The organism is Synechococcus sp. UW106 (genome assembly GCF_900474015.1).
Classification (GTDB): Bacteria; Cyanobacteriota; Cyanobacteriia; order PCC-6307; family Cyanobiaceae; genus Parasynechococcus.
The window spans coordinates 160,380-178,555 of the sequence record NZ_UCNV01000009.1 but is presented as its reverse complement, the minus strand read 5'-3'; the positions used below and the strand labels follow the sequence as shown (position 1 = coordinate 178,555).

The window sequence follows — 18,176 nt, the reverse complement described above, 5'->3', positions numbered from 1 at the left end:
CCGTAGCGATCACAACTGGGGCTGCCTGCAAAAAAGCGTGCTTCTACAGCATTCCCGGTCAATTGGGATCGTCCAGCGAACAGTTCGTCGGCGGAATCACCACTAAGGTTCGGCGTGAGAGATGCCCGGCGTGATGCTGCTGCCCACCCTGCTGAGCGAAATCAGCAGCCATGACCTCGAATTGGCGGAAACGCTGATCGGCGTCCTTCGCTTCATGCTGATCTTTGTGGCGGCCCGTTCCCTCGCGGAAGTGTTGGTGCGCTTCGAGCTGCCGACCATTCTTGGTGAACTGCTGGCTGGGGTGCTGATTGGTGCCTCGGGCCTGCATCTTTTGGTGCCGCCGGAGACTCAGGTGCAACTCTCAGGAGCCTTCTCAGAGGTGGTCTCCAGCCTGTCGCATGTGCCTGTAGACGAAATCCCTGCCCTCTACAACGAGAGCTTCGGAGCCCTCCAGGCGGTGGCCACGTTGGGTCTCTACTCCCTGCTTTTCCTCACCGGTCTGGAGAGTGAGCTGGAGGAACTGATGGCGGTGGGGGCCCAGGCCTTCAGCGTCGCTGTGGTGGGTGTGGTGCTGCCCTTCGCCCTCGGCACCCTTGGTCTGATGGCGATCTTCCATGTGGATGCGATCCCAGCGATTTTTGCCGGTGCCTCGATGACGGCCACCAGCATCGGCATCACCGCAAGCGTTTTCGGTGAACTGGGTTATCTGCGCACCCGGGAGGGCCAGATTGTGATTGGAGCTGCCGTGCTCGATGACATCCTCGGCATCGTCATCTTGGCCATCGTGGTGTCCCTGGCGGCCGGCGGCAGCCTGGAGGTCGGCCCCATCGTTCAGCTGGTGGTGGCAGCAGTGCTGTTTGTGGTGGTGGCCCTGTTGTTGAGCCAGAAGGCTGCCCCCGCATTCGACTGGGTGATTGATCAACTCAAGGCCCCCGGCGCCAAACTGATTGGTTCCTATCTGCTGCTCGCCGCTAGCTGCTTTGTGGCGTCTGCCATCGGTCTGGAAGCGGCGCTCGGGGCTTTCGCTGCTGGTCTCATTGCCAGCACCTCTAAGCACCGCCACGAGATTCAGGCGGCGGTGACCCCCATCGTTGGGCTTTTCGCCACCGTCTTCTTTGTGCTGGTGGGTGCCGGCATGGATCTGTCAGTCATCAATCCCTCTGAACCCGGTGCCCGTTCCGCCCTGGTGGTGGCGGCCTTCCTGTTCGTGGTGGCGATCATCGGCAAGGTGGCCGCCGGCTGGGCCATCTTTGGCAAGGAAAAGACCAACCATCTGGTGGTGGGTCTGGGAATGATGCCCCGAGGCGAAGTCGGCTTGATTTTCTTGGGCTTGGGAACCGCCTCCGGTCTGCTCAGCCCCAGCCTTGAAGCGGCGATTCTTTTAATGGTGATCGGCACCACCTTCCTGGCGCCGGTGCTGCTGCGCATCGTTCTGAAAGGCAAGCCCCCCGAGGATGGCAATCAGGTGCCTGAAGAATTTGCTGCTGATCCACTGGCTGGCAACTAAGCGTTAATCCTCGCGATTGACGGCAACCAACAGCAGGCTCCAGCCAATGGCGATGGCCGCCAGGCTGGAAGCCCAGCCTGGGCCTAGAGCCCAGCTGGCAAGCAGTTGGGTGATCAATCCCACCACCAGCGCCAGCAGGAGACTGCTGGTCACCAGCACAATCTGGCGCCACAGCTGCGGCAGGGGGCCATCCGCCAGGCTGGTTTCGAACGCTGCCAGAGGTGCACTCAAGGGGATGTAAAGGGCAATGGCCCAGAGCAGGGCACCCCGCCACACCCCCCCATCGGCGAGTGGGCTGATGAATACACCGGTCTCCTGCATCCAGTTCCCCGAAACTGCTGCCTAGCATCGCGGCTCTTGCGCGACGTTGTGGAGTCCACGCCCTGGAACCATCTCGGCCACACCGTTCATGCGGTGCAGCAACAGCCTGACGCCTCTGGAGATCGCCCGGCTCTTCTGTTGGTCCATGGGTTCGGGGCCTCCACAGATCACTGGCGGCACAACATTCCCGTGTTGGCCCAGACCCATGTCGTGCACGCCATCGATCTGCTGGGCTTCGGCAGGAGTGCCAAGCCGGCGGAGCTGAACTATGGCGGCGCCCTGTGGCGCGATCAGCTGGTGGCCTACGTGCGTGAGCGGATTGGTAAGCCGACCGTGATTGCCGGTAATTCCTTGGGGGGATTCGCCGCCCTCGCCGCCGGGGCCGCATTGGGATCGGATTGTGCGGGGGTCGTGCTGCTCAATGCCGCCGGTCCGTTCAGTGATGAGCAGAAACCTCCGCAAGGTTGGGGGGCGATCGCCCGTCAGAGCATCGGCACGGCGCTGCTGAAGAGCCCGGTGCTGCAGCGGCTGATGTTCGAGAACCTTCGACGTCCGGCCACGATCCGCCGCACGCTTAACCAGGTGTATGTGGACAAGACCAACGTCGATGACTGGCTGGTGGAGTCGATCCGCCGCCCGTCACTGGATCCCGGTGCATTTGGTGTGTTCCGCACGGTGTTCGACATTCCCCGCGGCCAGCCCCTCGATGAGTTGTTCGCTGAACTCACGGCGCCATTGCTGCTGTTGTGGGGGATTCGTGATCCCTGGATCAATGCGCCCGGGCGGCGTTCCACCTTCCAGCGCCATGCGCCGGCTGCCACCACTGAGGTGGTGTTGGAGGCGGGTCACTGCCCCCACGATGAGGTGCCTGAGCAGGTGAATGCAGCTCTGTTGGAGTGGCTGGCGGGCTTGACGTCGGCCACAGCACCGACATATCCGGAGCACTCCGCTACTTGATTAGGCCAGACTTTCCGCACCGTGGCGGATGCCGATGACCCTCACCCAGCAAGCCGCTCCCTATGCCCACTGGGAGTATGTGCACCCCACCAGCGGTGACCGGCTGCGGATCATCCCTGAGCGGGGAGGAATCGTCAGCGAGTGGCGTTGCGGTGAGCGCGAGGTGCTTTATTTCGATCAGGAGCGTTATGCCGATCCTGCGAACAGCATCCGCGGCGGTATTCCGGTGTTGTTTCCGATCTGCGGCAATCTCCCCGGCGACGTGTTCACGGTCGATGGGGTCGACCACACGCTCCAGCAGCACGGCTTTGCCCGGAATCTTCCCTGGGCATTGCAGCTGCTAGACGACCAGAGCGGGGTTCGTCTCAGCTTCTCCAGCACCGATGAAACCCTCAAGGCTTATCCCTTCGCCTTTCTGGTGGAGATGGACGTGCGGCCAATTGACAGTGCTCTGGAGATCAGCACCACCATCCACAACCGCAGCGCTGCGGCGATGCCCTTCAGCTTCGGGCTGCATCCCTATTTCAACGTGAGTGACCTGGCTCAGACCCGGCTCACCGGTTTGGCGGAGCGCTGCCTCAATCATCTGGAGATGGCTGATGCCGCCACGGCTGATCAGCTCACCCGTCTGCCGGAAGGGGTGGATTTTCTCTGCCGCCCAGCCGGTTCAGTCACGCTGATCGATGACACCAATGGCGCCCAGCTGCAGCTCCAGCACCAGGATCCGATGGATCTCACCGTGGTCTGGACCGAGCCGCCTCGCCCGATGGTTTGCTTGGAACCCTGGACGGGGCCGCGCCAATCCCTGATCAGCGGTGATCGAAAATTGGTGCTGGAGCCTGGTGCTGAGCAGACCCTCGCCTGTCGCTACAGCGTCTCCTGATGCACCCCGGGCAGACGGCCGCGGCTGAGTTGCAGCTTGGGATCGAATTGGCGTTTCACCGCTTCGATCAGTGGTCGGGAGGGACGATCAACCCACGCTGGCAGGGTTGATCCGGCGTTGCGTTTCAACAGCGTCATTTCGCCGCCGAGGCGGCTCACGCTGCGGCGCAGCGCCTCCAGCTGGTGATCCGGTGTGGCGATGTCGCACCAGCCATCACCACAGCCGGCTCCGGCGGCCAGTTCCCAGCACCATGGCTTGAGGGTTGTCATGGCGTCATCCCGCAGCAACAACTGCAACTGGGCTGGCGGCAGCACCAGCCGCACCAGCTGGGCTGATTGGCTGGCATGGAGGGGTGTGGTCAGCGGATCGGTGCAAGGCTGGCGTTCTGCACTGAGCTGTTGTTGCAGCGCCAAGCTTTCCAGCCGGTTCAGCTGGTCTTCCACCGCCTGGTTCGACACGCTGCTCACCACCAGCCGGAGCTGCCAGGAGCCATCGCCGCTGTTGATCCAGTCACAGCGTTCTGGCGTCAGGCTGGAGCGCAGAAGTTCAGTCCGGAAGTTGTCTTGGGCTGCAAGGTCGCCATCCACGAGCAGGCTGCTGCGGGCGGGGCGCTGCGGTTGGAGCCGCAGGGTGAGTTCCGTGATCAGCGCCAGGCTGCCCCAGCTGCCGCAGAGCAGACGCATCAGGTCGTAGCCCGCCACGTTCTTCACCACCCGTCCACCGGCCCGGGCTTCGACGCCATCAGCCCGCAACAGGCCGATCCCGATGATCTGATCGCGCACCCCCAGATGGCGTTGACGCAGTCCCCCCGCCAGCCCCCGGGCCACCAGTCCGCCAATGGTTCCGGGCGCGCCGGCCCGGGGCCAGTCAATCGGTAGCCATTGCCCCTGTTCCGCCAGTAGATCCTGCAGGTCTTGCAGTGGCAGGCCGGCTTCCACCGTGATGGTTAGATCGTCCATCGCATGGTCGATCACCCGATTGAGCTGACGACACGAGAGCACCTCGTGGCTGGGATTGAGCGGCGGGCCCCAGTCCAGGCGTGTTTCCAGGCCACTGGGCGTCCAGGGTGTGGCGCTCTGATGCCACTGGCGAACCAGGTCGATCAGATCGCTGCGGGTAGCGGGGGAATGGCTCACGGCACGATGGTGCCATGAAGGTTGTGGTCATTGACGACGATCCCACCGGCTCGCAGACGGTGCACAGCTGTCCTCTGCTGCTGCGCTGGGATGTCGAAACCCTGCGCCGGGGGTTGCGCCAGCCCTCGTCGTTGTTGTTTTTGCTGGCGGACACCCGGGCGCTGACGCCAACGGATGCGGCTGAACGCAACCGCAGCATTGCCGCAGCGCTGGATCAGGCGTTGCTGCGGGAGGGTTTGGCGCGCGATCAGGTGCTGTTGGTGAGTCGCGGGGATTCGACTCTGCGCGGCCATGGGGTACGAGAGCCTGAGGCCTTGCAGGCGTCCTTCGGCCCCTTTGATGCCACCTTGCATGTGCCGGCTTTTCTGGAAGGAGGCCGTACCACCGTGAACGGGGTACATCTCCTCCACGGCGAACCGGTGCACACCACGCCGTTTGCCAAAGACCGGCTGTTTGGTTTCAGCAGTAGTGATCTGGCCGGCTGGCTGGAGGAGAAAAGCGATGGAACCATTGCCGCGGCTTCGGTGCTGCGGATGTCTGGCCGTGAGCTCGATGCCGCCTGTGGTGCTGGCCTGCCGCAGTTGATTGATCGCCTCCGCTGTTTCCAGGCCAATGTGTCGGTGGTGGTGGATGCCGAGCGTCAGGAGCAGCTCAATGCTTTAGCCGCAGCGGTGCGTGCCCTTCAGGGAGAGAAACGTTTTCTGTTCCGCTCTGCCGCCAGCATGGTGAAGGCCCTGGCGGATCCCGGCCCACCGCCGTTGGATGCAAAAGGCCTTGTGGCGCTGCGGCGACGGGCTGCCCACGGAACGGCTCTGCCGGGATTGGTGATGGTGGGCTCGCACGTGCCCTTGGCGGATCGGCAACTCGACCGGCTCCTGGCTGCCCCCGGTTGTGCTGGCCTAGAGCTGCCGGTGCATCGCATCGCCAGGGTGCTGGAGGGACCAACACCCGATCTGTTGTTGGCAGACCTGGAGCGGGTCTGGTTGCAGCAGTTGCGAGCGCTGCTCGACGCTGGCGCCACACCGGTGCTGTTCACCAGCCGCGGTGAGCTGCGCTGTGCTTCAGAGCACGAGGGCCGGCGCTTGTCCTGCGCACTGGCTGCGTTGATGGGGAGACTTGCGGCCGCCTTCGCCCCTGATTTGGGCTATCTGATCAGCAAAGGGGGCATCACCACCCAGACCCTGCTGGCCGGTGGTTTGTCACTTGAGTCGGTGCAGCTGGAAGGGCAGCTGTTGCCGGGACTATCGCTCGTGCGCCCGTCAGGGGGACCCTGCAGCGATCTGCCAATTCTCACCTTCCCGGGCAATCTTGGTGGTGCCGACACCCTGCGGGACGCCTGGCAGCGCATGGAGGCCGGCTGAGGCAGCCAGCAGTTCCATCGGGTGCAGTACCTGGGCTCGATCGCCTAGGTGCCGCCGCAACTGCAGGGTGCAACCGATGTTGGCGCTGGCCACCAGTTCAGCTCCGGTGCCGCTGAGGTCATCGGCCTTGATCCGCCCCAGTTCAGCGGCCTCCTCCGGTTGCACAAGGTTGTAGATGCCTGCACTGCCGCAGCACACCCCCGCTTCGGTCGCTTCCTTCAGCTGAATGTCGGGGATGGCTCGCAAGAGTTGGCGAGGTTGGGCCTGGATGCCCTGGCCGTGAATCATGTGGCAGGCGTCATGAATGGCCACAACCACGGGGAGAGGTTGCAGTTGCGTGCGGAACGTCTCCAGCAGGCCACGATCCGCCAGGAACTCCTGCACATCCAGTACCGGAGCACGGAATTGGATGTCGCCGTTCAGCAGCTCGCCGTAGGCCTTCATCGTGTGGCCGCAGCCGGAGGCGGCCACGATCACCGCATCCAACTCTCCTTCGATGGCATTCATGCTCTGAATGAGATTCGACGCGAGCTGGCGGGTGAGCTCCAGCTCACCCTGGTGATGACTCACGGCACCGCAGCAGCCTTGGTCAGGCGGAATCACCACCTCAAAACCGTTGGCCTGCAGCACCTTCACCGTTGCGGTGCTGACGCTGGGATCGAAGCAGCGCTGTACGCAGCCCAGCAACAGCGCCACGCGGCCGCGGCGTTCGCCGGTGGCGGGATTGATCTGAAGCAGTTGGTCGCTGAAGCTTTCCGGCACCAGGGGGGGCAGCAGTTGCTCCATCGCTTCGATCTCCGGCCCGAACAGACGGGTGAGCCCGGAGCGGCGGGCCAGGTGTTGCAGTGGTGTGCCGGCATAGGCCCTCAGGGGTTGCAGCAGGGCTCGCAGGCGCTTGGGGTAGGGCAGCACCTGCAGCAACAGCTGGCGGAAGGCCACCTGCCATGGGCTTCGCTGGCCCGCATCGATCAGCTTTGGCCGGGTTGCTTCGATCAGCTGGTCGTAGCGCACCCCCGAAGGACAGGCGCTCACGCAGGCGAAGCAGCCAAGGCAGGTGTCGAAATGGCTGGCGACCGTGGCATCCAGTTCCAGCTCGCCGGCTTCAATTGCCCGCAGTGCATGGATGCGGCCGCGGGGGGAGTCCATCTCACTGGCCAGCACCCGATAGCTGGCACAGGTGGGCAAGCAGAAGCCGCAGTGCACGCAGGGGTCAGCGGCACCGGCGGGAAGTCCGGGGAGTTGGGTGCGAGATGAAGAGCCGGATTCGAGTCCCATCAATCAAGTCTGACTGCTTGACGATTTCATTGCCTGGAAGGCTTTAAAACTGATACTTTCCCCATTCCACTTCTTGGTAAAAGATGCGCTCAATTGCGTCTTTTTGATTTGAATTGAGTATTTCTTTGTAGGGCCTTTTGTCGGTGCGTAAGGTGGATTTGGCTTTCGGAAGTTGTGGATTTCCGGCTAGATTGAGATCGTTAAATAGATTTTCAATGGCTTCCTGAAGTTGTTCGTAGTGATATAAGTGGTTCACGAGGATTGTTCCTTTGTGGCTATAAATTGATCGGCAAGAAGTTGCGAAATTTTCTAGAAGACCGTCGTTGATAAAAGTGTCTAGATCGAGGTCTTTGTGCCTCTTCTGGTCTTTTTTGAGTTCAAAAAACTGGGAAAGAGCATGGTCCCATGGGTTTCGAATGAAGCAGAAGCTGTAATAGCTCTCGAATGTCGATGCACTGATGTAATTTTTGCTAAGGGCAGTTGTTGCCTCAATGTGTGTGTGCAACCCAATTGATTTGAGATAGCGGCTGACGCCTTTTTTTTGTAGTTTGCACTTTGCTTTAATTGCAAAGTAGTTGATTTTGTTCCACCAGGGAATATAATTTGTGGGTCCCTGGTAGCCAAGCTCCCGGCGAATCTTTTCGTCTCGACCTAATGGCGTAATGACGTCTTTGCGATTGCAGCTGCTGGACAGTGCAATCGCTGTTGATGTCGATGCTGTCTTCCGGTTGGCAAAAAATATGAATTTATTTGAGTGATTAATAATCACGAATCTCAAGCAGTTGATTGTTCAGAAGCGGTCAATGATCGCCTCGGCAAAGCCGCTGCAGCTCACGGGGTCCACTTGGGGTTCCATCAGTCGGGCCAGGTCGTAGGTGACCTGCTTGTCGGCGATGGCGGCACTGAGACCCTTGGTCACCAGATCAGCAGCCTCCTGCCAGCCGAGGAACTCCAGCATCATCACGCCGCTGAGGATCACTGAACCGGGGTTGATCCGGTCGAGGCCGGCGTGTTTCGGGGCGGTGCCGTGGGTCGCTTCGAAGATGGCAGCGTTCTCGCCGATGTTGGCGCCAGGGGCCATGCCCAGGCCTCCCACCATCGCGGCCGCGGCATCGGAGATGTAGTCGCCGTTGAGGTTGAGCGTGGCGAGGATCGAATACTCCTGGGGGCGGGTCTGGATCTGCTGGAAGATGCTGTCGGCGATGCGGTCATCCACCAGCACCATTTCTTTCCATTTGCCGTCACCATGGCTGCTGCCGATGGCGTCGATCACCGCCTGCACTTCCGCATCGATGTCGACTTTCTTCTCTGGTGTGAGGCTGTCGTAGCCCGGTTCGATCATCCGTGCGTTGGCCTGCACGCTCAGGTTGGGGTCCTTCTCGAGGTTGCCGAGGATCCAGCTCTCCCGCTCGGTGATGCACACATCGCGGAATTCGGTGGTGGCCAGCTCATAGCCCCAGTCGCGGAAGGCCCCTTCCGTGAATTTCATGATGTTGCCCTTGTGCACCAGGGTCACGTGGCGCTTGTTGCCCTCAAGGCGAAGGGCGTGCTGAATCGCCTTGCGGATGTGGCGTTGGCTGCCGTTTTTGCTCACCGGCTTGATGCCGATGCCTGATCCCTCGGGGATTTGGCGCTTTCCGAGCTTGCCGTTGGCGGGGATCACCACTTCGTTGAGGTGCTTGCGCAGCTCTTGGCCGACGGCGTCATCGGCTTCCCACTCCACCCCCATGTAGATGTCTTCGGTGTTCTCCCGGTAGACGATCACGTCCAGATCCTGGGGACGCTTGTGGGGGCTTGGGGTGCCTTCGTAGTAGCGGCACGGGCGCACGCAGGAATACAGATCAAAGATCTGGCGCAGGGCCACATTCAGCGAACGGATGCCGCCGCCCACTGGTGTGGTGAGGGGGCCTTTGATGGCCACGCCGTAGCTGCGGATCGCTTCGAGGGTGTCCTCGGGCAGGTACTGGTAGGTGCCGTAGAGGTCGCAGGCTTCATCGCCGGCATACACCTTGAACCACTCAATGCTCTTGCTGCCGCTGTAGGCCTTGGCCACGGCAGCATCCAAAACCTTTTGCGTGGCGGGCCAGATGTCAACGCCGGTGCCATCGCCCCGGATGAAGGGGATGATCGGGTTGTTGGCCACCACGGGTTGACCGTTCTCGAAGCGGATCGGTGTGCCCTGGCTGGGGGCGGTGAGCTTCTCGAACTGGGCCATGGCGGTTGGTCGGGCGTCAGCAGGCCGAGCCTATGACTGAGCCGGTAGCCCTACGGTTCCCGATAGTGCAAACCGCGCATTCATGGCCAGCGAGCAGGTGTGGGTGGTGGCGGCCTGCTTCAACGAAGCCGAGGTGATCAGCGCCTTCATCGAGAGGGTTATGGCCTTGCCGGATGTTGACCGTCTTCTGCTCATTGACGACGGATCGTCCGATGCCACGGTGGCGGTGATCCAAGCCTGGCAGCAGAGGCATGCCGACCAGGGCGTCACGCTGCTGGAGCTCACCCGTAACTTCGGCAAGGAGGCGGCGATGCTGGCGGGGCTGGACTACGCCAACGGACGCTGTGCCGCGGCGGTGTTGATCGATTCCGATCTTCAGCACCCTCCCGAACGGATTCCGGCGATGGTGGAGGCCTGGCGCAATGGCGCCGAGGTGGTCACCGCCGTGCGGGATGACCGCGATGCCGAAGGGCTGGTGAAGGTCGCCACGGCATCCTGGTTCTACCGGGTGTTCAACCGCCTGGTGGATTCGATCCAGCTTCAGGAGGGGGCCGGTGATTTCCGTCTGCTGAGTGCACCCGTGGTTGAGGCGGTGACCCAGTTGCGTGAGGCCACGCGTTTTTCCAAGGGGTTAATGCCCTGGACCGGTTATCGCAGCGAGGAGATCGCCTACAGCCGTGTGGCTCGCGCCGCTGGTGCCACATCCTGGAGCTCTCTCAAGCTCTGGCGCTATGCCCTGGACGGCATCTTTTCGTTCACGGTGAAGCCGTTGAAGGTTTGGGGCGTGATCGGTGTTTTCATTTCGTTCCTGAGCTTCATCTATGCCGCACTGATCGTTCTGCGCACCCTGGTCTTTGGTGTGGATCTGCCGGGCTATGCCTCACTGATCGTGGCTGTTCTGTTCCTCGGGGGGATTCAGTTGATTGGCATCGGTGTGCTGGGCGAATACATCGGCCGGATCTACATCGATGTCAAACGGCGGCCGCACTATTTCGTCAGAGCCGTGCATCAGGGCTCAGAGCTGTTGCGCTGAAGTCCACTCTTTTTGGCGGTGGGAGGAGTTGAAAAAGGCCACGGACTGCTGAAAGGTCTCCTGATCCATGCCCGATGCGGCATGGCGGCGGGCCGGGTGGATGAGCACAACGGGCCTTGATTCGCGAGGGATCGTGCTGGGGCTGTGGGCCGTGAGCCAGCTGCGACGCAACGCATTTCCGAACATCGATCCACTGAACAACACACCGGCGAAGCGCTGGTTGGTTGGAATCCCGGCCCGGCGTAGCCGGGGGATGGCCAGCCCGCTCAGCAGCTGCAGTACCAGCCACTTGATCAGCCCTCCTGTTTGCAGGCTGCGCCACCAGAGTTTCAGGGACAAGCCTTCCGGCAGTGGTTCCCGCGTCGTGCGCACCCAGGTAATCGATTCGGAACGGGCCAGATCCAGCACGGCATCCAGCACCAGGGGCACGAGATGGATGTGCTGGTGGCCATCGAGTCGGATCCGCTGAAGCCCGGTGAGTTGGCGGTAGCGGCTGATCTGCTGCAGCAGAACGGTGCGTAGCTGGGGTGCGATGCGTTGGTGTTGCCACGGCAGGATCGAGGCCAGCAGCAAGGTGCCGAATCCGGTTGGCAGATCCGGAGAGTTGGGCAGGCGATGCCCTTCGGTCAGGCAGAGGTGAAGCGTGAGTGGTGGTGGATCAGCAAGGTCGCGCCAGGCTTCGACGGCGGCAGCTGCACTTGGACCATTCACCAGAAGACTGGCTCCCTGGATCTGTCCCCTTCGGGCGAGATCGATGATCGCCGCATCAACCCCCTCAGCCAACCCGAGGTCGTCGGCATGGAGCAGCGGTGGTTGGCCGTTTTGTTGGTGGCGGGACTTGGCACTGAAGCGGGCCGCTCGACTCCAGATCAGTGCATTCAGCACCGTGGGTGTGAACACCAGCACCAAGATCGGGGCTTTGAGAAGCGGCAGCAGAGCGCAGACACTGATGTTGACGACGTACTGCAGCAGCAGCCAGCGACGGGCGAACTGGCGACCACCGGTCTCTTCCCGGAAGGTCAGTAAGGCGTGGCCGAGATACCCCGCTACTGAGGCGGCCAGGAAGGCGATGGGGTTGGCCAGGCTCAGGGTCATCCACTGGCCCAGCAGCAGCAGCACGCCAATGTGAACCGCGGCGGCCGTGCCCCCCACGACGCCGTACCGCAGCAAGCGGTTCAGCAGAGGCATCATGCGCATCGCTGGGGCGTGTCGTTGCAGCGTTGCAGCAGGGCCTCAATCAGCCGCCATGCTTTCTCCTCGTAGCGTTTGACGAAGTCTTCAAAGCTCTGGGCTGCCGCCTCATCGGCACCATCGGAAATCACCCGCAGCACAAGCCAGGGGACGCCCTCCTGCTCGGCCACCTGCGCGACGGCGGCGCCTTCCATCTCAACAGCCAGCAGATTGGGAAGGGCGTCCCGCAGCGTTTGCAGCACCGCGGGATCGCCGATGAAGCGATCCCCCGTTGCGATCAGACCGCTGCGTGGACATGCGAATCCGTCCAGTTCGCTGGCGCCGTGAGCCTCCTGAAGAGCGGTCTCGGCCCAGTGAAACCAGGCCGGCTGTGGTCGGAGCTGGTCCTGATTGAGCGCTGGCAGCGTGAACCGTGGGAACAGGGGTCGGGCATCCATGTCGTGCTGCACCACTGCATCGGCCAACACCACATCCCATTGACGCAGGGCTGGATCCGCAGCGCCGGCGACACCGGTGAACAACAGCAGATCGATGCTGGGATCGCTGGCGAGCAGACGTGTGGCTGCCCGCGCAGCGCTCACCTTGCCCCAGCCACTCCAGGCCAGGCTGAGGCGCACGTTGTCACCCCAGGATCCCCGATGGATTTTGAGATCTCCATGTTCGCTGCAGCTCAGGTCCTTGAGGTGGCTCAGATCGGAGCCGATCTCCTCCGGCATCGCGCCAAGCAGGGCAATGTGCAGCGGTTGCGTCATGGTTTCTTAAACCTCGGGCAACCGTAACGGCGACCTCTTGCATCTCCCTGCACACTGTGCGGAAGTCGGAGGGTCCAGTGAACGCGGGTGAGTCGGTACACAGCGTGGCCCGGATGCGAGCACTGGCCTCCACGATCACGCTGGTGCGTCAACAGTTTCCTGCTGCACAGGCCAACCTCAGCCCCTGGCGGGATGACCCGCAGACCCGGCAGTGGAGTGAGGAGGAATCGTTGGATCTTTCATTCCACTTTCCTGGTTGGAGTCCACGGCTGGAATGCCGCAGTTTGCTGATGCAATTGCGCATCAGCGAAGAGAGAGACGATGAACAGCTGCGTCTGCTGGGGGTGTTGATGCGGGGCATGACCTACGACGGCGAACGCTGGCGCCTGGCCACGGTCGGTGAGTGGCTGCCGGAAGGCCGCCATTTGCCCCAGCAGCAGCAGGTGAAGCAGCTTCAGCAGATCTGTCGCCAGTTGTTTGAACTGTTCGACGGACATGCTGTATCTGATACAGCGGCGTAACCCTTCGCAACGCTCAAGGCCACCCTTACGTGGACTGCTTATAGGGTCCTTCTATCGGTCCAATCACAAGCATTCATGTCCGTTGCACTGGCTGCCCAGATCCGTGAAGGCACGAAAAAGTCTCACACCATGGCCGAAAACACCGGCTTTGTGAGTTGCTTCTTAAAAGGCGTCGTCGACAAATCCAGCTATCGCAAGCTTGTTGCAGACCTTTACTTCGTCTATGAGGCGATGGAAGAGGAGATCGACAAGCTGGGTGATCATCCTGTTGTTGGACCGATTGGCAAGAAAGAGCTCAATCGTCGTGAATCTCTCGAGCAAGACCTCACCTACTACTTCGGTGAGGGTTGGAAAGAGCAGATTCAGCCGTCTCCGTCGGCAGTGGCTTATGTCGAACGGATTCATGCTGTTGCGAAGGAGTCCCCTGAGCTCTTGGTGGGTCACCACTACACCCGTTACCTCGGTGATCTCTCCGGTGGTCAGATTCTCAAGAACATCGCTCAGAAGGCAATGAATATGGATGGAGACGATGGTCTTCGTTTCTATGTCTTTGATGACATTGCCGACGAGAAGGCGTTCAAGACCCAGTACCGGGCTGCCATGGATAGTCTCCCGATCGATCAGGCCACGGCTGATCGCATTGTTGAGGAAGCCAACCATGCCTTCCACCTGAACATGAACATGTTCAAGGAGCTTGAGGGCAATCTCGTTGCCGCCATTGGCAAGGTTCTGTTCGGTTTTCTGACTCGACGTCAGCGGGCTGGCAGCACCGAGGCCGCCGCCGCTTGAGTTTTCGCTGGTGCCCACCGAACTGATTCGTTTTCTGGTCCCCGGGACCGGTCGCCGCTTTCGTTGTGGTGGGCTCAGCGTCGAACAGCAGACCGCCCGACTTGTAGCGAATCTGTGCCCGACCGAATTGGTCACTTACCGCGAGCGTTCACCCGATCATCCGTACCTGGATGATTGTCTTCGTCATGAGCCCCCTGATGCCCAAGTTGTCTGGGTGGTCAGCTGGGGTTTTGACGTTCCTGGTTTGATCCGTCGGTTGAACGGCCGTCGGGTTGTTTATCACGCCCACAGCAGCCAATACGGCTTTGGATTGCCGCCTGGAGTCCCGGTATTGGCCGTCAGCCGCAACACCCTGGGCTATTGGGGTGACAAGGCTCCCCGCAATCCCTTGTTCTTGGTTCCGAATGCCCTGGGCCAGGCTTGGCTTGACCGTGGCGACCGTTCGGCACGCCAAAGTCGATCCATCGATGTGCTGGTGCAAGCCCGCAAGAGCAGCCCCTATGTACTGAATCAGTTGGTGCCGGCGTTGCGGCAGGCCGGTCTTGTGGTGGAGGTGCAGGCCGGCTGGGTGGATGACTTGGTCGAACTGTTCAATCGCTCCACGGTGTACCTCTACGACTCAGCGGAGTACTGGCGCGGGCGCGGCGTGACCGAGGGTTTCGGGTTGCCGCCGCTGGAAGCGCTGGCTTGCGGCTGCGTTGTGTTCAGCAGCCTGAATCATGCCCTGGCCGACTACGGCGATCCCAGTCACACAGTGCATCAGGTCGGTTGTGGACGTCTGAGTTTCGATCTCGAGCGGATCAAGGGCGCTGTTGCTGCTCCCCAGAGCTGGCGCCCTTCATTCGACCGTTTGGAGGCTTTGCTGCAGGAATGTTCAGAAGCTGAGCTGCTGAAGCGCTGGCGAGACGCCTTCACTCTTCTGGATGCCCTGGAAGCTGCATCCGGGCCAGATCTGAGTAGTGCCCCCACGTGGCGGTTGCAGCTGCAGCAGCTGCTCTCACGGCTTCAGCGAGTGGTCAATCGGTTGCCCGTCTGGCCTTCCCGTTAGGGCAGCATGATCCCTGGCGCGTACGGTCACTGAAGAGGTTGATGCGTCGGTTCTGGCTTGGGAAAGATGAGCCGTCAGTTTCCGAGATTTTCCCTGCAGAGTCAGACTTGGAAAGATATTTCGGCGTTGCTGGGCAAGTTGCCGGCAAGGCGGAAACGGTTGGTCGGTTTTGTCCTTCTTGCATCGTTTTTTCAGGGCATCCTTGATCTTCTTCTGATTGCATTTTTAGCCCGATTTGTTGGCCTTTTTTCAGGCGCAAAGCTTGCAGATCGCTTGCCAGGAATTTGGGTTTTTGGTGGCGGAATTTTAGATCAAACGGGTTGGCTTTTGGCCTTATTGATTGCTTCATTCTGGCTTACATCTTTCGTGCGTTTTCTTGTGTCTTTGATGCAAAGTCTCCTGAGTGCGGAGATATGGAATGACCTCGTCAATCAGGTTTACCAAAATGTTCTCCAGCAGCGGTATGAATTTTTTATTGAAAACCGCACGGCCAATCTCTCTGAAAAATTCAATCGAATTCTCAATAGTGTTTCAACCAAGGTTGTGATTCCTTTGATTGCGATTGCCGGCAATGCTTTGTCGGTCACGTCTCTGTTGGTTGGTGTTGTTTTTGTCCTTGGCTATCAGGCCTTGGCCATCTTCTTGCTGATGTTGATTGCCTACGCAGTGGCTTCGGTGCTTATTACTCCTTATTTAAGGTTGGCGACCAAGCAGCGTGTTCGTTACGGCCGACGGATCAATCTTTTGCTGATGGAGTCGTTGCGATCCATACGGGATGTTCATCTGTACTCGGCTGATAAATATTTTGTGACTCGCTTTTCTTCGGATGGAGTCATCGCAAAAAGGTACGATCGACTGACGCGCTTGCTGCCTGATGTTCCGCGCTTTTTGATCGAGCCTGCTGGTGTTTCGATTCTGTTTTTGGTCGGTTTGGCCCCAGCTGTTTTGAATGGGGATTCCAGTGATGTGCGTAATGCGATTCCCGATTTGTTCGCAATCATGTTCACGTTGTTGAAGATTTCTGGGCCGCTGCAGAACACATTCCGTAGTCTGAACCGTTTGCGTGGTGGCCTACCTGAAATAAAAGATGCGCTGGACTTGTTGGATCTGAAGCCTGAGCGACTTCTTTTGTCTTCTCCTGGTGTACCAACCCCAGAAGGGTTAATGCCCCGCCGGCTGATTCAGTTGAATAATGTCAGTTTTTTATATCGGCGCAGCGAAAAATTAATTGTTGATGCAGTCAATCTCTCGATTCCGATTGGCTCCCGTTTTGCCTTGGTTGGACGCACGGGAAGTGGAAAAACCACAATTGCCCATCTGTTGCTGGGTTTGCTCCAGCCATCATCGGGTCAGCTCATGTTGGACGGCATTCCTGTGAGTGCGCAAGACTTGCCTGCGTGGCAGGCCAATTGCGCCTTGGTGCCTCAAGATATTCGTCTTTTTGATGGAAGTATTCGCGACAATGTGGCGTTTGGATTGGACAATGATTCGATCGACGATGAGGATATTTGGGCTGCGTTGAAGACTGCTCAGTTTGATGATGTTGTGGCTCAAATGCCCTATGGCCTCTACACCATGATTGGAGAAAATGGCGTCAAGTTGTCTGGGGGGCAACGTCAGCGTCTCGCGCTGGCACGAGCCTTTTATCGTGGTGCCAAGATTCTTGTCTTGGATGAAGCGACAAGTGCTCTTGACAACAGAACAGAGCATGATCTTCTTCAGGCCTTGGATCTGGTGGGGCGTCGCTGCACAACCATCGTGATCGCCCATCGGCTGTCAACAGTCAAAAAGTGCGATCGAATTGTCGAGATTGAAAATGGCAAGATCCACGCTCAGGGCGATTTTGTCTCTCTCTGCGAGAATTCGGAAACGTTCAGGGATATGTATCGCATTGAAAACACTTGATGGCAGATATCGTTCTGCTATCCACCGCTGACTGGGATCATCCCCTTTGGACGAACAAGCAGCACGTTGCCTGTGCACTCGCCGCTGAAGGTGAGCGAGTTTTGTACGTTGAATCCCTTGGTCTTCGCTCGGTTCAAACCAAAACACAGGATTTCAGAAGGATCCTACGGAGGCTGTTTCTTGGGCTGCGTTTCCTGCGGGCGGTGCGACCGGGGATCTGGGTGTTGTCTCCCTTGGTTGTGCCCGGTGGATCCCGTGGGATTGCGCTAAGCCTGAACCGCTTGATGATTCGTTTCAGCGTGTCACTGGCTTGTTGGTTGTTGCGCTTCCGTTCCCCTTGGCTTTGGACATACAACCCGCTGACGTTGCTCTATTTGCCGTTGAAAGGGTTCGAACTGTCGATCTATCACGCGGTTGATGCGATTCAGGAGCAGCCCTGTATGCCCAGGAGTTTGATTGAATCTGAAGAAGCCCGCTTATGTCGCTCCGTCGACCAGGTATTCACAACGTCGCCGTATCTCACTGAACGGCTGACAACGTATACAGAACGAATCTGTTACGAGCCCAATGTTGCTGACCGGGATCATTTTTCCGCATCACTTGAACTTCGTCATGACCCCACGTTCGTCTGTCCGCCGGAGTTGGTAGGAATTTCAGAGCCCAAAATTGGTTTCGTTGGTGCGATCAGCAGCTACAAACTTGATTTTGCGCTGATTCGTGCGGTCGCCGTTCGTCGCCCTGAGTGGCAATTCGTCTTCATCGGGCCACAGTCAGAGGGTGAGCCCAGCACGGATCTCTCGCAGTTGTGTGGTCTCAGCAATGTGCATTGGCTTGGCCCGAAGCCCTACAGCCAACTCCCACAGTTTTTGGCTGCTTTTCAGTGCGCCTGGTTGCCATTGCAGTGCAATCCATACACCCGCGCGATGTTTCCGATGAAATTTTTCGAGTATCTCTTCGCTGGGTTGCCTGTGGTCTCCACGCGGATTCATGCCCTTCATGCCTTTGAGGCTATTTGTTGTCTCTGCCCACCGGATCCGTTGGAGTTCAGCGAGCAGCTCCAACGTGTTTTGTCAGGAGAGGGTCCACGTCTCGATGAGCGATTGAGCGGAATTGAGGGTTACACCTATCAAAGTCGAACCCGTCGCATGCTGAAGCTGCTGCGTTCTCAAGGGGAATGCGTTGGATGAAGGAGCAGCTCTCGCTCCAGCTGGTTGCTGTCAAGAGATGGCTTAATCGCGTTGCCCCGCCGATTTTTGCGTTGCTGAAATCTTTCAACCAGCGG

At 59.6% G+C, this 18,176-nt stretch carries 17 protein-coding genes; 10 read left to right on the top strand and 7 right to left on the bottom strand.

Annotation, left to right across the window (positions count from 1 at the left end; genetic code table 11):
- The first annotated feature begins 133 nt into the window (after positions 1–133).
- Entirely contained in the window at positions 134–1,507 is a 1,374-nt protein-coding gene (locus DXY30_RS08640; RefSeq protein ID WP_115094958.1) for a cation:proton antiporter, read from the top strand.
- A 3-nt stretch (positions 1,508–1,510) separates the two neighbouring features.
- Here DXY30_RS08640 and DXY30_RS08635 read toward each other — a convergent pair whose 3' ends face one another.
- Positions 1,511–1,828 carry a hypothetical protein gene (locus DXY30_RS08635; RefSeq protein WP_115094489.1) on the bottom strand — a complete coding sequence of 106 codons (318 nt, stop codon included), beginning with the start codon at positions 1,826–1,828 and terminating at the stop codon, positions 1,511–1,513.
- 36 nt (positions 1,829–1,864) lie between these two features.
- Between DXY30_RS08635 and DXY30_RS08630 the strand changes: the two genes are divergently transcribed.
- Together DXY30_RS08630 and DXY30_RS08625 are read left to right on the top strand one after the other, a co-directional pair.
- On the top strand, positions 1,865–2,785 hold the full coding sequence (locus DXY30_RS08630) for an alpha/beta fold hydrolase (RefSeq protein WP_371638799.1): 921 nt from the start codon (positions 1,865–1,867) through the stop codon (positions 2,783–2,785).
- Positions 2,786–2,813: 28 nt separating this feature from the next.
- On the top strand, positions 2,814–3,668 hold the full coding sequence (locus DXY30_RS08625; protein WP_244281343.1) for a galactose mutarotase: 855 nt from the start codon (positions 2,814–2,816) through the stop codon (positions 3,666–3,668).
- Here the strand turns inward: DXY30_RS08625 and DXY30_RS08620 are convergent.
- Positions 3,653–4,804 (bottom strand): FAD-binding oxidoreductase, encoded by a 1,152-nt coding sequence (locus DXY30_RS08620; RefSeq protein WP_115094488.1) that lies wholly within the window; start codon positions 4,802–4,804, stop codon positions 3,653–3,655. The two genes, DXY30_RS08625 and DXY30_RS08620, sit on opposite strands and share 16 nt — an antisense overlap.
- 14 nt (positions 4,805–4,818) lie before the next feature.
- Between DXY30_RS08620 and DXY30_RS08615 the strand changes: the two genes are divergently transcribed.
- Positions 4,819–6,165: a four-carbon acid sugar kinase family protein gene (locus DXY30_RS08615; RefSeq protein WP_115094487.1), complete on the top strand. Its 1,347-nt coding sequence runs from the start codon at positions 4,819–4,821 to the stop codon at positions 6,163–6,165.
- Here the strand turns inward: DXY30_RS08615 and DXY30_RS08610 are convergent.
- Genes DXY30_RS08610 through DXY30_RS08600 form a run of 3 tightly spaced genes read right to left on the bottom strand, consistent with a single transcriptional unit; the run spans position 6,064 to position 9,655 of the window.
- Positions 6,064–7,440, bottom strand: a complete 1,377-nt coding sequence (locus DXY30_RS08610; protein ID WP_115094486.1) for a (Fe-S)-binding protein — start codon at positions 7,438–7,440, stop codon at positions 6,064–6,066. The genes DXY30_RS08615 and DXY30_RS08610 overlap by 102 nt on opposite strands.
- 43 nt (positions 7,441–7,483) lie before the next feature.
- Complete coding sequence (locus DXY30_RS08605; protein ID WP_137006829.1) at positions 7,484–8,209, bottom strand: sulfotransferase family 2 domain-containing protein; 726 nt, start codon at positions 8,207–8,209, stop codon at positions 7,484–7,486.
- A gap of 21 nt (positions 8,210–8,230) precedes the next feature.
- Positions 8,231–9,655, bottom strand: coding sequence for an NADP-dependent isocitrate dehydrogenase (locus tag DXY30_RS08600; protein WP_115094484.1), 1,425 nt, complete (start codon positions 9,653–9,655; stop codon positions 8,231–8,233).
- A gap of 82 nt (positions 9,656–9,737) precedes the next feature.
- Here DXY30_RS08600 and DXY30_RS08595 point away from each other — a divergent pair, with 82 nt between their 5' ends.
- Complete coding sequence (locus tag DXY30_RS08595; RefSeq protein WP_115094483.1) at positions 9,738–10,688, top strand: glycosyltransferase family 2 protein; 951 nt, start codon at positions 9,738–9,740, stop codon at positions 10,686–10,688.
- On the opposite strand, the gene DXY30_RS08590 is transcribed toward DXY30_RS08595, so the two are convergent.
- Both DXY30_RS08590 and DXY30_RS08585 read right to left on the bottom strand, forming a co-directional pair.
- Positions 10,671–11,876 carry a ChbG/HpnK family deacetylase gene (locus tag DXY30_RS08590; protein ID WP_371638798.1) on the bottom strand — a complete coding sequence of 402 codons (1,206 nt, stop codon included), beginning with the start codon at positions 11,874–11,876 and terminating at the stop codon, positions 10,671–10,673. The two genes, DXY30_RS08595 and DXY30_RS08590, sit on opposite strands and share 18 nt — an antisense overlap.
- Positions 11,876–12,631, bottom strand: coding sequence for a 5'-methylthioadenosine/adenosylhomocysteine nucleosidase (locus tag DXY30_RS08585; protein ID WP_115094482.1), 756 nt, complete (start codon positions 12,629–12,631; stop codon positions 11,876–11,878). Before DXY30_RS08585 ends, DXY30_RS08590 begins: the two co-directional genes overlap by 1 nt.
- A gap of 113 nt (positions 12,632–12,744) precedes the next feature.
- Here DXY30_RS08585 and DXY30_RS08580 point away from each other — a divergent pair, with 113 nt between their 5' ends.
- The 5 genes from DXY30_RS08580 to DXY30_RS08560 all read left to right on the top strand — a co-directional run bounded on the left by DXY30_RS08580 (position 12,745) and on the right by DXY30_RS08560 (position 18,081).
- Positions 12,745–13,152, top strand: coding sequence for a hypothetical protein (locus DXY30_RS08580; protein ID WP_115094481.1), 408 nt, complete (start codon positions 12,745–12,747; stop codon positions 13,150–13,152).
- A 75-nt stretch (positions 13,153–13,227) separates the two neighbouring features.
- On the top strand, positions 13,228–13,941 hold the full coding sequence (locus tag DXY30_RS08575) for a heme oxygenase (biliverdin-producing) (protein WP_115024809.1): 714 nt from the start codon (positions 13,228–13,230) through the stop codon (positions 13,939–13,941).
- A gap of 10 nt (positions 13,942–13,951) precedes the next feature.
- Positions 13,952–14,989, top strand: coding sequence for a glycosyltransferase (locus DXY30_RS08570; protein WP_115094480.1), 1,038 nt, complete (start codon positions 13,952–13,954; stop codon positions 14,987–14,989).
- 66 nt (positions 14,990–15,055) lie between these two features.
- A complete protein-coding gene (locus DXY30_RS08565) occupies positions 15,056–16,894 on the top strand; it encodes an ABC transporter ATP-binding protein (RefSeq protein ID WP_115094479.1) in 1,839 nt (612 codons plus the stop codon).
- Positions 16,894–18,081: a glycosyltransferase gene (locus tag DXY30_RS08560; RefSeq protein WP_115094478.1), complete on the top strand. Its 1,188-nt coding sequence runs from the start codon at positions 16,894–16,896 to the stop codon at positions 18,079–18,081. Before DXY30_RS08565 ends, DXY30_RS08560 begins: the two co-directional genes overlap by 1 nt.
- Positions 18,082–18,176: the final 95 nt, after the last annotated feature.

Coding starts and splice junctions, on each gene's coding strand:
- DXY30_RS08640 (WP_115094958.1), top strand. CDS start 134: ATGCTGCTGCCCACCCTGCTGAGCGAAATCAGCAGCCATGACCTCGAA.
- DXY30_RS08635 (WP_115094489.1), bottom strand. CDS start 1,828: ATGCAGGAGACCGGTGTATTCATCAGCCCACTCGCCGATGGGGGGGTG.
- DXY30_RS08625 (WP_244281343.1), top strand. CDS start 2,814: ATGCCGATGACCCTCACCCAGCAAGCCGCTCCCTATGCCCACTGGGAG.
- DXY30_RS08615 (WP_115094487.1), top strand. CDS start 4,819: ATGAAGGTTGTGGTCATTGACGACGATCCCACCGGCTCGCAGACGGTG.
- DXY30_RS08610 (WP_115094486.1), bottom strand. CDS start 7,440: ATGGGACTCGAATCCGGCTCTTCATCTCGCACCCAACTCCCCGGACTT.
- DXY30_RS08600 (WP_115094484.1), bottom strand. CDS start 9,655: ATGGCCCAGTTCGAGAAGCTCACCGCCCCCAGCCAGGGCACACCGATC.
- DXY30_RS08595 (WP_115094483.1), top strand. CDS start 9,738: ATGGCCAGCGAGCAGGTGTGGGTGGTGGCGGCCTGCTTCAACGAAGCC.
- DXY30_RS08590 (WP_371638798.1), bottom strand. CDS start 11,876: ATGCCTCTGCTGAACCGCTTGCTGCGGTACGGCGTCGTGGGGGGCACG.
- DXY30_RS08585 (WP_115094482.1), bottom strand. CDS start 12,631: ATGACGCAACCGCTGCACATTGCCCTGCTTGGCGCGATGCCGGAGGAG.
- DXY30_RS08580 (WP_115094481.1), top strand. CDS start 12,745: ATGCGAGCACTGGCCTCCACGATCACGCTGGTGCGTCAACAGTTTCCT.
- DXY30_RS08575 (WP_115024809.1), top strand. CDS start 13,228: ATGTCCGTTGCACTGGCTGCCCAGATCCGTGAAGGCACGAAAAAGTCT.
- DXY30_RS08565 (WP_115094479.1), top strand. CDS start 15,056: ATGAGCCGTCAGTTTCCGAGATTTTCCCTGCAGAGTCAGACTTGGAAA.
- DXY30_RS08560 (WP_115094478.1), top strand. CDS start 16,894: ATGGCAGATATCGTTCTGCTATCCACCGCTGACTGGGATCATCCCCTT.